Annotated in this window: 9 protein-coding genes, 1 tRNA gene and 1 pseudogene; 4 read left to right on the top strand and 7 right to left on the bottom strand. The window is 42.2% G+C overall.

The features are described from left to right. The coding region (locus RMX89_RS13615; protein ID WP_416211979.1) for a hypothetical protein at nucleotides 1-295 on the bottom strand (295 nt) is incomplete at its 3' end. A gap of 673 nt (nucleotides 296-968) precedes the next feature. Here RMX89_RS13615 and RMX89_RS13620 point away from each other — a divergent pair. Next, the gene (locus RMX89_RS13620; RefSeq protein WP_416211980.1) at nucleotides 969-1,607 is read left to right on the top strand and encodes a MotA/TolQ/ExbB proton channel family protein; all 639 of its coding nucleotides are present in this window, start codon (nucleotides 969-971) and stop codon (nucleotides 1,605-1,607) included. Further along, on the top strand, nucleotides 1,567-1,971 hold the full coding sequence (locus RMX89_RS13625) for a biopolymer transporter ExbD (RefSeq protein WP_322689302.1): 405 nt from the start codon (nucleotides 1,567-1,569) through the stop codon (nucleotides 1,969-1,971). The genes RMX89_RS13620 and RMX89_RS13625 overlap by 41 nt, the downstream gene beginning before the upstream one ends. Nucleotides 1,972-2,142: 171 nt before the next feature. Here the strand turns inward: RMX89_RS13625 and RMX89_RS13630 are convergent, their stop codons facing one another. The 6 genes and pseudogenes from RMX89_RS13630 to RMX89_RS13655 all read right to left on the bottom strand — a co-directional run bounded on the left by RMX89_RS13630 (nucleotide 2,143) and on the right by RMX89_RS13655 (nucleotide 10,930). Next, nucleotides 2,143-3,576, bottom strand: a complete 1,434-nt coding sequence (locus RMX89_RS13630; protein WP_322689303.1) for a vWA domain-containing protein — start codon at nucleotides 3,574-3,576, stop codon at nucleotides 2,143-2,145. Nucleotides 3,577-3,891: 315 nt separating this feature from the next. Next, on the bottom strand, nucleotides 3,892-4,077 hold the full coding sequence (locus RMX89_RS13635) for a hypothetical protein (RefSeq protein WP_322689304.1): 186 nt from the start codon (nucleotides 4,075-4,077) through the stop codon (nucleotides 3,892-3,894). Between the two features lie 107 nt (nucleotides 4,078-4,184). After that, nucleotides 4,185-4,253 (bottom strand) — tRNA-Lys (locus tag RMX89_RS13640). Between the two features lie 32 nt (nucleotides 4,254-4,285). Continuing rightward, the gene (locus RMX89_RS13645; RefSeq protein ID WP_322689305.1) at nucleotides 4,286-5,008 is read right to left on the bottom strand and encodes a hypothetical protein; all 723 of its coding nucleotides are present in this window, start codon (nucleotides 5,006-5,008) and stop codon (nucleotides 4,286-4,288) included. A 472-nt stretch (nucleotides 5,009-5,480) separates the two neighbouring features. Then, nucleotides 5,481-5,677 (bottom strand): annotated as a pseudogene (locus tag RMX89_RS13650) (hypothetical protein). A 510-nt stretch (nucleotides 5,678-6,187) separates the two neighbouring features. Further along, nucleotides 6,188-10,930, bottom strand: a complete 4,743-nt coding sequence (locus RMX89_RS13655; RefSeq protein ID WP_322689306.1) for a GAF domain-containing protein — start codon at nucleotides 10,928-10,930, stop codon at nucleotides 6,188-6,190. Nucleotides 10,931-11,219: 289 nt separating this feature from the next. Between RMX89_RS13655 and RMX89_RS13660 the strand changes: the two genes are divergently transcribed. Both RMX89_RS13660 and RMX89_RS13665 read left to right on the top strand, forming a co-directional pair. Next, on the top strand, nucleotides 11,220-11,543 hold the full coding sequence (locus RMX89_RS13660) for a YnfA family protein (protein WP_322683656.1): 324 nt from the start codon (nucleotides 11,220-11,222) through the stop codon (nucleotides 11,541-11,543). Nucleotides 11,544-12,348: 805 nt separating this feature from the next. Beyond that, a complete protein-coding gene (locus tag RMX89_RS13665) occupies nucleotides 12,349-13,746 on the top strand; it encodes an ammonium transporter (RefSeq protein ID WP_416211981.1) in 1,398 nt (465 codons plus the stop codon). Nucleotides 13,747-13,902: the final 156 nt, after the last annotated feature.

Below are 13,902 nucleotides of genomic sequence, written 5' to 3' on the forward strand. Positions count from 1 at the left end.
TAGCTATCCCTAAATCAGATGTTGCTAAGTTAGCTATCCCTAAATTAGCTATCCCTAAATCAGATGTTGCTAAGTTAGCTATCCCTAAATTAGCTATCCCCAAATCAGATGTTGCTAAGTTAGCTATCCCTAAATTAGCTATCCCCAAATCAGATGTTGCTAAGTTAGCTATCCCAAACTCAGATGTTGCTAAGTTAGCTGTCGCTAAACCACCTATGATGTCATTGCATTCTTTATCATCTAAATCGGTCATCGAGATTTCGGAATCCAGTTTGTAGATATTAATTTCAGCCATTTGGAAATGTTCTCCTAAGTTTTGTCTGCAAACTACAAAATTTCTAATTTTGAGTTGCTAGCGACTAATGCGATTGATATCTCTCTTTTATGCAAAGACTAAGGTTGTATGTAACATTTCTTCACAAAACTGATTTTGCAGACCGATGAATCATGTAACACTAGCCAGTAGGGTGTGTTAGCGACAGCATAACGCACCATCATCAAGGGTTTGTGCGTTACGAACTGTGTTCTAACACACCCTACAATACCTAATTTTGTTCAAAAATCAAATATGATTCCTATAGATATATGCATAAGCTTGGCAGTTTCTAGGACTTAGGCACTTTACACATTAACTATTATGTGAAGAGTTAGCCTGTTAAACTAAAAGTCTTACCCTGCCTCGTTCCCAGGCTGTGCCTAGGAATGCAATCAAGGTGGGCTACTACCTACTTGTTTGATGAGAGGCAGAGCCTGGTAACGAGAGGTAATTCACAGTTGGCTGTCTTTGTCAATGCATAAGTTCTATAGACTTCACCGAACTTTAGAATATGTATAATTTGAACAAATATTGACAAATTATCTCAACAGCATGGTATTTTATTGATAATTGTTCTTGAGTTATTTGCATAAATTTAAAGGGACTAGATGGAACTAGGTGGAATACGTGAATTGTTTGAAGCAGGCGGTGCATGTGGCCTCTGCTCTTCTGCTCAATTTTGGCATTAGCTTTAGCTGCCGAGCGTACAATCTTTTGGTGGAAAATTTATAAACGTCAACAGCGTGTAGCACGAGATGTTTTGAATTTGTACCGTTTAAATAATGTAGTTGGGGCTATAGAAAAACTACGAAAAAATATTGATTTACCCATAGCCCGCATTTTTATTTTTACTTTAGAACTTGAGAACCCGAATCCAGAAGAGTTTCGTTTGGCATTGGAAACTGAAGCCAAAGTTGAGATGTCCTTGCTTAAGCGTTTTAATCATATTTTTGACACAATTGTTGGACTTGCACCTTTACTTGGTCTTCAGGGAACAATATTTGGGTTGATGACAACTTTTGCATCTTTAAATATTGGTAATCTTGGTGCTACCAATAAAGCTGGTTTGACGGCAGGTATTAGTGAAGATTTAATAGCTACTTCATTCGGATTGTTAGTAGGTATTATGACACTCACATTTGCCAGTATTTTTCGAGGCTTATACCAGCGTGAAATAGAACGTATTGAGGAGTATGGCGGACACTTAGAACTAATCTACCTTCGTCGTTTTCAACCAACAGAAAAAGCTTATGAAGTTACCCAAAGAACCGAATATTCCGGCACAAATTAACATTGTGCCATTACTTGATGTAGTTTTCACTCTTTTGACGTTTTTTGTTATCTCGACTTTGTTTTTAACTAATTCCGAAGGGCTGCCAGTAAATTTACCTAAAGCTAGCACTGGACAACAATCACAAACCCCACAGAAAATTACAATTACGATCGATTCACAAGGACAAGTAAGCTTAAATCGCCAACCAACTACTTTTGATGCTTTGACAGAAAAAATACGTACTTTAGTTGGCAGTAATCAAAATGTATTAGTAGTGATTAATGCCGATAAAAAAGCATATATGGGGCTGACGGTAAGTGTAATGGATAAGGTGCGAAAAGTTCCTGGTACAAAGCTGGCGATCGCGACTCAAAGGCAATAAAGCTCTTTGTGTTGCCAAAATCCCAACAGGTAAACTCAAACTGAGAAGAGTTTTTCGAGTTTTCAAATATTTCTTATTTAGTTGCTTGGCTTGAAAAAAGTACAAGTAGGTAACATTGAAAAAATTCAATGCTTACTATTTATGATAATAAGCATTGTCATACTTTAGAACCTACTTATCATCCCGCACAGGCAACGGCATATCCAAAATCTCCATCAACAAATCCAGGCGAGAGGGACGCGTCAGGAGTGGGACGATGTTCGGCAAACTGTAGTAGTCACCCGCGAAAGTGAACGTATCTACAGGTGCTTGCTGCTGCTTCAGTTGGCTCTCCACCCAGTTGTAATGAGTACCTACACGGACAATCACCACATTGGGCATTATCGCCAACTCCCGGCAGTAGTTCTTGTAAACTTCACCGAAGTAAGGAGCCGCATTTTCGCCCTCATCCGTCACCAAAATTATCTGGTCAACTACCTGCTTCTTCTTCCGCATTGCTTCCAATGCACAACCGATGCTAGTACCACCGCCTGCCTTGATGTGCTGGAAGGCACGCTCCCAATCGCTCAACTCCTTGCCCTTTGCTGTAACAGCGTAAGGAATGGTGTTGAAGGCGTAGACAAACAGTTCTGCCTTAGTGATACCAGAAATTAGGGCAGCGAGTTGCAAACCCGTCGCGATCGCATTTTCCATTGAACCAGACTTGTCCACTAGTAAAGCAGTTGGACGAGCGATCGCACCACGCCGCTTTACCTGTTCGTTTGTCACCTTTTCCAGTTGAGCAACCGTGTCTGCGTCAAAATCTCCTACGTCTGCGGCAACCTGTGCTTTGAATGCTGAGACACGCCCACTCTTAGACGCTGCTTCTAGTTTGGAATCAATCAACTTCTTGACTTCTGGATGATCCATTGCACCTCTAGTCTGGAGAGACTTGAGGTTGTTGATCGCTTCTTGTGGAGACATGCTGTTGATTAACGCCACCAAGACAACTGGTGTGAGTTGCTTAATTGCACCAACTGCGATCGTGTATGGAATTTTGAACTCCACAATCAGCCGTGCCTGTTCTGCGGCATTTTCTGCCTTAGCAAGCTGCTTCAGCACATTTGCCAAGGAACCCTCTGGAGGAGTATTGCCAAATAGAATCGCATTTGCCCGCTCATTTGGCTTGATGTGCAGTGAAGCGTATAAGTGCTTCATTGCTTTACGACCTCTGAGCGCAGCGCGATCGAACAGAGCCGGATTGCTCTCCCGTGCTTTTAGGTAACGCCGTACCGCAGTCCGAGCGGAACGAGGCAGTTTATTCTGCTGCTGTTTCATGAAGTCCACCACACGAGCCACTTGATAGGGAGGAAATTCTTGCAGCATCATAAATCCAGCATCTCGGTGTTCAGTCAAATTGCTAGTTAACAAATGAGCAACAAATACCTCCTTGTGGTCGCGGACATCACCATAACGCTGATACCAAACTGCCAAGTGTCCGTAGAAGATGGGATCGAGTTCAACAATTAACTGATGAATTTCTGCGACTTGCTCAAGTTTGCGGTGAGGAGTTGTCAGCAAACTGTTGAGCATTTCCAAACGCAGGTCACGTTCTGCGGTGTTCATTATGAACCTCCTCTAAGAATTTTGGATTTTGGATTTACGATTTTGGATTGCAATCAAAAATCCAAAATCTAAAATCTAAAATTGAAGGAGGCAGATGTTGCACGCGGGGCGATAAAGTCACCGCGCAAGTTGTAGAAGCATTGGATATAACTTATGCAGAGTTATGTAAGCTTCCGCGATCGGGGCGCGGCAACAACTGCCAAGTAAAAGGGACTGGGGATTAGGGATTGGGGACTGGGTAATGAGCGGAAAATTATCGAATTTGCTCTTACTCCCTAAAAGTAGTAGCTGCGTAGGCTGCCATCATATCTGCCGCTATTGCGACAGCACTTTTTGAAAGCAGCGACCAGAACCACAAAGACAAAGGTCATTGTTACCAAGCTTTTCCTGTAGTTCCTTATCGCCATGAACAAGGCGATCGCCACGTTTAACAGCTTTTTCAGATGGGTAGCCACGACGACGTTTGCTCGATGGTTCAAAAGCAGAAATCGTCAAATTCATCGAAATCTTCAGGCTCGATGTTGAAAGAATTAATCTTTTTCATCGTTCTCACCTCCATATTTAAATGAAATAAAATCGCTTCGTGCAAGTCGAAAAAGCTGTTGATTCACACACGGGATTTGAACCCGTAGTTGCTTGATTAAAAGTCAAGTGCCTTACCATTCGGCTAGTATGTAAGCTTTTTCAGTTAGGGCACGAAGTGAAAATTTTAGGTTTTAGAAAGTTGATTTAAAATAAATCGAATTTCTTTCTTGTTACACTGCTTTTTACTAACAGCGTAAATCATTCGACCTGTATATGCCACAGAACGATGAATTATACCTTTGACAGCATCCCTCACATAATGAATGGGTGGCGATGGCAAATCTTCAAAGGTAATTAAATACCAAATTTCGTTTAGCTTCTGGTATTGATGATAATTATCAATGATGACAATATCAGTTTGTTCCTGCTTTTGCTTCTGCTTTCGAGGTATTTTCTCGGCTGCACAAAGAATTCCAGTTTCAGGATGGATATAGAAGCGATCGCGATGGCTTACATCTAGCTGATTTCGATACCCTTGATAAGGCTTGCTATAAAAACCACCATCAATTATTTCTACATGGCGTTCAACGTAGTCCCACACATGATCGATAACATGCCGTCCTGCCATTGTACTGGGATCTAATCGTTGACACAGTTGGCTGTAAACCTCATTCCAAGGCTGTCCGACTTTTGAGCGTAAAAACCGACGCAGGGGGCCGAGATGATCTGAAAGATACTTGGATTTATTTATTGGTTTAATCAGGTAAGAATTCAACAATCCATCCTGAATTGCATCCTGGGTGATTTTGTATAATTGCTTCTTAAAGCCAGTCACCTTTTTGAGGCTAATTCTCCTCCCACCGCGAGGACGCTCAATCACAATCTCGCTCAAACGATGTTCGCTCATATCTCACATTCTTTAAATGCAGTTGTGCTAATTGAGTTGTTATTAAACATGAGTTAGCTAACATCATTGAACTCACCTCCGTATTGAGTAAAGGTTATAGATAAATACGATTTAAATAATTGAAATTCCGCGCAAGTTAGCAAAGCAGTTTTCACGATTGCCTTTACCAGTTTGGCTACGCTCCCATTAGCGGGAGCGGCAGGAATCGAACCTGCATTCCGTTGCCGGAGTGTGTGTAGACTTCACAAGTTAGGGCGCAGAATTGAGTCTTAAATCATTCCGTGCAAGTTCAAAAAGCTTTTTACAGCTACGGCCGCTCTTACCAAATATTGGCAGTGGGCACGCACGCTAAATCTACCAGAGACTTAGAAATCATGCTTCGCTTAGTCCGATCGCTCGAACTTTACTACCTTAGGGCCGTTATGAATGTGTATGTATGCTTCTTCTGTTAGGGCACGGATGACTCTGAAATTTAACCATAGACAGCTTCAGGACGGACGATCAGATCGCCGGACGGCGATCGATTACGTAAGCAGAGAGGCGATCGCTATTTACATCTAGATGTCGAGCAAGGCGCTCCTTCACTGCCAGATCGTTCATCCCTGCTGCAATTCCCAATTGGGTTTTTGGCACATCAACAGAACGTCCTTCAAATCGAATATGAACCATTACAATCACCTCTTGTTTTAATTACGAATTGATATTAGTGGATCTGATCGGGATTGAACCGATACCCTCCCTGTGAGAGTTACACTCACACCTCGTGCGAGTTGAAAAAGCTGTGGTTACACCGCAGGAATCGCACCTGCAACTTATCGTTTTAGAGACGATCGCTCTACTATTGAGCTAGTATGTAAGCTTTTTCTGTCAGGGCACAAGTGACATCTGGGAACTCTACCGTTAGAGCTACAGACCCAAGGAAAGCATTATTGCAATGCTTTTGAGGAGGCTTTTTTTTGCATACTACAAACGTAATACATAATTTGCATAATGTCAAGTGTCGGGATGAATCGGGCAATTGTCTTTGATGTAGTGTCCTTGATGTAGTGTCATCGAAACCATTGCCCGACAGCATCAACCATTTTTCACCATTTGGCACGAGCGCGGCGGAACCAATACCTTCTTTCATAACAGTCTTTTAACTCAACACCACAATCTTGGTTTTTATATCAAGTCCGGTTAATCACTTATGATTACCGCATCTGTGCAAAAATCCCAAAAGCCCCTTTCCCCCTGCTCCCTGCTCCCTGCTCCCTGCCCCCTGCCCCCTGCCTCCTTCACGACTTTGTTTTTAATTAAAAAGTATTGAATACAGTTGACAAATTCTTCTAATTCTAAAATTAAATTAGTAGTACCTCTAAAGTCTCGATCGCTAGCTAATTGTTCTAGTTTGTCAGTTGCTAAGTACATAGCTGTAGCTCCAATGTTGGCACTAGCACCTTTAAGGTGATGAGTTTCTCGTGCTATTTGCCCAAAGTCATCAGCTGCGATCGCTGCTTTAATTATCTCTAAACGGGGTTTAATATCTTCAATGGATATTTGCAATAAATTTAATTCAAATTCTCGATCGTTTCCTGATATCTGATGCAAGTGTTCCCAATCAATTGCTAAGTCAGTGGAAACTGTCTGTTCATACACACCTGCCTCTTGCTGGGAAACGATCGCACCTGTCCAATATTCTAAAGTCTGTGCCAATTTTTCTTTAAATACTGGCTTACTCAAATAGTCGTCCATTCCGGCATTTAGACAAGTTTCTTCGTCTTCTTTCATCACATTAGCTGTCATCGCAATCACTACAGGACGATGACCCAATGCAAAAGCATCCTCTTGCCAACGATGAATTTCTTTTGTGGTTTCCAAACCGTCGAGAATTGGCATTTGGCAATCCATTAAAATCAAATCGTAAGGAATTTTTTCTAAAAGCTGCAAAACTTCCTTTCCATTAGCAACGACATCAGCTTTATAGCCCAAACTCTGGAGTTGCTTTAGTGCTACTTTCTGATTCACCAAATTATCTTCGGCTAAGAGAATTCTTAACTTGGATTTAGTAGAAGGATTAGAGGGACAGGAAGTAAGAATACTTGAAGTTTCTGTACTCGGAATTTCTTCTGTAGCCTCTAGCTTTCTGCCTCTACACCCTTGTTCTGATTCCGGCTGAGTTTCTAAAATGGCATCAAGGAGTCGTGATGGCTTAATGGGTTTGAATAAATAAGTAGCAAATCCGATTTTGAGCGCCTGTTGTACTTCATCCCGTTGATTAGTAGAGGCGAGCAGAATCAAAGGAATCTTAGCAATTGCAGAATTGGCTGGAATTTGTTCTTTTATTGTCATGCTATTTGTTTGGGGTATTTGCATATCAACCAAGGCAACATGATATGATTTTCCCTGCTCGCTAGCTTGCTGAATAACTTTAACGGCCGCAGCAATACTGTCAGCTCGATCTACCTCCATTCCCCAATGAGTAGCTTGATCGGCGATGATTTTATAATTAGTAGTGTTGTTATCCACTACCAATAAGCGGCGATTTTGCAAAAGTCCGCGCTCGCATTTTGGCTCAACAGGCTCAACTTGTTTGGTAAAAAGCAACTCAAACCAAAACTTAGATCCTTTGTCCATCTGACTTTCTACCCCGATCGCTCCTCCCATCAAGGTTACAAGTTGTTTACAGATGGCTAATCCTAAACCTGTACCACCATACTTGCGAGTGGTCGAAGCATCCACTTGGGTAAATGGTGTAAAGAGTTTGCGTTGGTCTTCAGGGCTAATGCCAAGACCTGTATCTGTAATTGCAAAATGGATAGTGGCTGTAGTCAAAGAAAGCGATCGCAATTCGGCTTGTACTAATATTTCGCCAGCGCTGGTAAATTTGATCGCGTTGCTGATTAAGTTCATCAAAATTTGCCGCAGCCTACCAGTATCTCCTTTGAGTTGAGTGGGGACGTTGCGATCGATTATTGCAGCAATTTCTAATCCCTTGTTATGGGCTGAAGGAGCCAATAATTCCACCACGTCTTCTACACAAGTGGATAGATCAAAATCGAGAGTTTCGAGAGCCATCTCTCCAGCCTCAAGTTTGGAAAGATCCAAAATCTCGTTGATTAAACTTAAAAGAGCGTCTCCACTACTCCGAATTATTTCAATAAAATCTCGCTGTTCTTCGTCTAAAGGAGTATCTAACACCAAACTAGTCATCCCCAATACAGCATTCATCGGAGTGCGAATTTCATGACTGATATTTGCCAAAAAGGCACTTTTCGTCTGAGAAGCTAATTCGGCTTGGCGACGGGCAATTTCAAGTTCTTGTCGCTGACGAGTTTCTGCTGCTAATAGTTGGGCTTGGGTTAAAGCAATACCTACTTGGTCGGCTATTTGCCGCAAAAGATCGGTTTCAAAACTAGACCAGTGGTGGGAATCGTCACACTGATGAACTATGAACAAACCGCTAAGTTCTTCTTTAACAAGAATAGGTACAACCAAATTGACTTTGACCCCAAACTGTTGCATTAATTCCAGATGGCTTTGTTCAACTTCCAAAAGATCCAAGTTATCCAGTCCGAAAACCTTGCCTTGACGGTACTGCTGTAAATAGTACTGTTGGAGATATTCTGCTTCAAAGTAGGGGGCGGCGTTGTTTTGCTCTTTGATTGCTGGTAAGCCAGAAACTACTGCTTCAACAACGGTGTTTGCAGTAGTTTCTGGCATCAGCTGATAGATTAAAACTCGGTCAGTCTGGAGAATCTTTTGTACCTCTTCGACAGTGATTTGGAGAATTTCTTCGATGTCCAAAGATTGACGAATCTTCAGGGTGATTTCGGTAAATAGTTGCGATCGCAAATTTTGGCGTTGTATTTCTTCTTCAGCCTGTTTACGTTGGATAAATTGCCCTACTTGCTCGCCGATAGAATTCATCGTTTTTACTAAATCTTCGTCAAGGGGCTGGATTTCACGGTTGAAGCAGGTAATCACACCGAGGATTTTATTACCACTGCGGATCGGAAAACCAAAAGCTGCGTGTAGTCCTACTTGAGCAGCTATTTTGAAGTTAGGGAAATTAATATCTTTAGCGATATCAGCGATCCAAACTGATTCAGAACTAGCCCAAACCCTTCCAGGTAGTCCAATTCCGGGTGCAAAGGTGGTTTGCCGCTTCAGTATTTCAAACTCTTGCATTTCAATGGATGCTTTATGCCAGATATCGAGAAAATGCAGCACATTTGCTTGCTCATCTACCATCCAAATTTCACCCAAATCCCATGCCAAACTCTCACAGATTCCTTGCAATATTTGGCGAGTAGCTTCGCTAATTGTGGCGGACTCTGCTAGAACGCGGGTTGCAGCATATTGTGCTGTCAGATGCTTTTGTGTGCGTTTGGCATCGGTAATGTCAATGCCAGTAGCAACTATGTATTCAACACAGCCCTGATAGTCTTTTAAGATGGTATTCGACCAGGCAATCAGCCGCCGACTACCATCTTTCATTACCCAATAATTTTCATAATTATTGGAAAGTTGACCAGATCGTAACTGGTCAAAAACTGTTTTAACTGCCTCCACCTCTTCAGGAAGTAGTAACAAGTTCCAGCTATACCTACCCCTCACCTCATCAAAGGAGTAACCCGTTATTTGCTCACAGGCTTGATTGAAACGAACGATTTGCCCTTGAGAATCGAGAACTATTACCAAGGCTCCGACTGTATCAAGGACTGCTGAGATAAAGTTGCGTTCTTGATTTAAGGTTTCTTCTGTCCTCTTCCGCTCAATAACCTCACGATAGATCGAGTAGTAGACTACAGCAAGAACGATAAAACTTAGGCAAATAGCGATCGCCAATGTGAAAATTGTGTTCCGAGTCCAAGTCTTTGCTGCTTGTGACTGCTGTCGGATTCGTCCCCTGTCCTCGTTTTCCATCTCAGCGATCGCTTTGCGGATATCATCCATGAGATTTTGTCGATCGTTTTTCAGCAGTACTTGCAACGCTGCCTCTAATCCCTTATTCTGGCGCAAATCGATAGTCTGTTTTAGTTCAGTAAGTTTAGCTGTTATCAGAAATTCAAGCGTTGCAATCTGCTTTTGTTGGTTCGGTTGAGTTGCTGTTAAATTCTTCAGCTTGGCAATTTCTCGATCGACGTTACTAAGTGCTGTTTGATACGATTTTAGATAAAGTTTTTCTCCAGTGAAGATGTAACTACGTTGCCCAATTTCAGCATCCTTTACCTGGGACAGTATTTCCTCTTGGCTGTTAAGTTTTTTATAAGTATTTTTTACGATACTGCGATTAAAATTACTAAATACTCTTGTATTTTGATCGGAAACCACCCCAATCAGAACTAAAATTAGTGACGACAAACCAAAACTTGCTGCAATCTTTTTGAAAAATTGCTTGCGTACCCTCTGTACCTGGTTGCTTTTCTTGCTAACAAGTACCAAACTTGCTAAATTTCGGCGCAATTCCAGTTGCTTTATGACTTGACGACCTAAAGTTCGTAATGCCTCTATTTGTTCTGGATTAAGTTTTCGCGGTACGTAGTCAATTACACACAGGGTTCCGAGGACGTATCCTTCAGGGTTAGTTAAAGGTACACCAGCATAAAACCGAATATTTGGGTCAGATGTCACCAGTGGATTTGTTGCAAACCGTTCGTCATCTTTTGCATCAGGCACTACCAAAACATCAGACTGGAGAATGGCATGGGCACAGAATGCGAAATCTCGGTGCGTTTCTGAGACATCCAAACCGATTTTTGACTTGAACCATTGGCGATTTGTATCAATTAAGCTAATTAAGGCAATAGGAGTCTGACAAATATACGAGGCTAAACGAGTCAGATCGTCAAAGGTGGCTTCCGATGGCGTATCGAGAATCTTATACTGCAAAACTGCATCGATTCTCTGGGCTTCGTTATCAGGTAATGGTGCTTTCATCCTTGAGCCTTATCTACATTCTGGGGAGTGGGGAAATGAGGGGACAAGTGGGATCGGGAAGACAAGGGAGACAAGGGGACAAGGGGACAAGGAGACAAGGGGGAATTATTGAACAAGTCTCTCCCAAGTCTCCCTGCTCTTCCTTGTCTACTTTGTCTCTTCTCCATGCTCCATGCCCAATGCCCCATACCCAATTTGGTCAATAAACTTACCTTAATTAATGACAATAGTTTACTTAAAACCGTTAGCGTAATTTTACTGACTTATATGTTGTTAAATAATCGATCAAATGCTTAAGTCTCTGCTGTATTTTTTGTGGGCTGGTTTATTTGAAATTGGGGGTGGCTACTTAATCTGGTTGTGGTTGCGCGAAGGTAAGCCGGTCTGGTGGGGCATATTGGGGGGAATTGCTTTAGCTTTCTATGGGATTCTTGCAACTTTCCAATCGGCAAATTTTGGCAGAGTCTATGCAGCTTATGGCGGCGTATTTATCGCAATGGCAATGCTTTGGGGTTGGAAGGTAGATGGGGTAACTCCAGACCGCTACGACTTAATTGGAGTATGTTTAGCTTTAGTGAGTGTTTTAATTATCATGTTTGCTCCCAGAAGTTAAGTAAAATTTCTAGATTATTTTGAACTTTTATATAGGACTCATATTTGATTGCGTGAAAAAAACTCAGTACAGCTTTATTCCTTCTTCCCAGTCCCCAGTCCCCAGTCCCTAGTCCCTACGATTAATTCAGAAATCAAATCAGATTGCTATAGTGTTCCCTGTTAAACAACTAATAATCTCACGCAAAATTGCAAAAGTTTTTTCGCAACTAACCTGTTAGAAGCAGGCATCTAGATATCTACGTGTTTATGAGGGAAATATAAAGAGAACTCATGATGCAGCATTTTGCAACTAGATGAGGTATAGTTCTCCCTAACCCTTACGCTACTTGCTTCTCTCTTCTCTAAGATGACGATCGCACGCACGAGTAGGGTATTTCTGTACCTCATATTGGCGTAGCCTCTGTCTTTGACACCCTGTTCGCGATCGCACGAGAAGTTAAAATTTGCTGCATATTTGGGCAAATTATCGGAAAATACTGACAATAATTTACAATACTCGTCACATATCACAATTATTTTGGTTTGTAACAGTAAGTAACTAAAAATTCGTAATTTTGTCCGGCTTGAATAAAATACTATTCTTCTATTCTTTAAAAAAAAAGATGCAATGTAATGATTGCGTGTTTATACGCTAATTTAAGTCTTGGCAACTACAATCAGGTATATATTTTTGTTAACATTTCAAGAAAATTCAAGTTAAGTAACTTTCAAGACAAAAATGTGTCAATAAAAGTAATCAAATGTAGTTAAGGATACAAATTCTTGGTGTTTAGGAAGAAAAAAAAGTGTTGAAGAAAGTTGTGATGATTGGAGCTATCACCCTACTATTTTTAGGAGGGCCGTTGATGGGCAATGCTTTTGCCCAAACCCCAACTGCTGCCCCACCTACTGCTGATACTGGAGACACAGCATTTATGCTGATTTCAGCAGCACTTGTGCTGCTAATGACACCAGGATTGGCGTTTTTCTATGGTGGATTTGTGCGATCGCGCAACATCCTAAACACATTGATGATGAGCTTTGTGTTAATGGCAATCGTCGGAGTTACCTGGATTCTGTGGGGCTATAGTCTTGCCTTTGCGCCAGGTTTACCATTTATCGGTGGATTGCAATGGCTGGGTTTGAATGGTGTCGGATTAGAGATAACCGATTATCTCAAAGGGTCAAACCCGCCAGAAGTCGTTTCTTATGCCGGCACAATACCCCATCAGGCATTCATGATTTACCAAGCCATGTTTGCCATTATCACCCCAGCCTTAATTTCTGGGGCGATCGCAGAGCGGATGAGTTTCCGCGCCTATTCGCTGTTTGTCCTCCTGTGGTCAACCTTTGTTTACGCTCCCCTAGCCCACATGGTATGGGCGAAAGGTGGATTTTTAGGTTTGTACGGTGGATTGGGTGCCCTAGACTTTGCAGGTGGCACAGTAGTTCATATTAGTTCTGGCGTTTCAGCCTTGGTAGCTGCGATCGTCCTTGGCCCTCGGAAAACCCATCCCGATCGTCTTAGCCCGCCCCACAACGTTCCTTTTATTTTGCTGGGTGCTGGCTTGTTGTGGTTTGGTTGGTTCGGTTTCAACGCTGGGAGTGCCCTATCTGCTGCCAGTGGAACTTCTGGTAATGTAATAACAAATTTAGCAACAACAGCCTTTGTTGCTACCAATACAGCGGCGGCGGCGGCGGCTTTAATGTGGCTAATTTTGGAAAGCGTTTTACGAGGTAAACCAACCGCCGTGGGAGCAGCTACAGGAGCTGTTGCTGGTTTGGTGGGTATCACCCCCGCCGCCGGATTTGTCCCTCCGTTATCAGCGATTTTAATTGGTTTTATCACCGCCTTAGTTTGCTTCTACGCGATCAGTTTCAAGCACAAACTAGAAATTGACGATGCTTTAGATACTTATCCCGTGCATGGGGTTGGTGGTACAGTAGGGGCGATTTTGACGGCTATCTTTGCCACGACTCAAGTCAACGGAGGAGGTAAAGATGGAGTACTGCGTGGTAATTTGGGCGAATTGGGAGTTGAACTAGTAGCAATTGTCGTTGCCTATGTAATCGCAGGTGTTGGTACATGGATTATTCTCAAAGTTATCGATGCTACAGTCGGGCTGCGAGTCAAAGAGGAAGCTGAATTGCAAGGTATGGATATCAACGAACACGGCGAAGAAGGTTACAACTCCGAGTTTGGCGATCGTCCTACTCAATAGAGAGTGCTGAGTTAGAAGTTGGGAGTTAGGGGTTAGGAGTTTAGAGTTTGGAGGAAAGAACTTTCTGTTTGCTTCCCCAATCCCCAATCCCCAATCCCCAATCCCCAATTTAAGATTGTGTAATTTGCGATCGCTAGCGTTAAAATTTGATTCAAA

The sequence above is a fragment of the Nostoc sp. DedSLP04 genome, from assembly GCF_034530775.1.
Lineage (GTDB): Bacteria > Cyanobacteriota > Cyanobacteriia > Cyanobacteriales > Nostocaceae > Nostoc.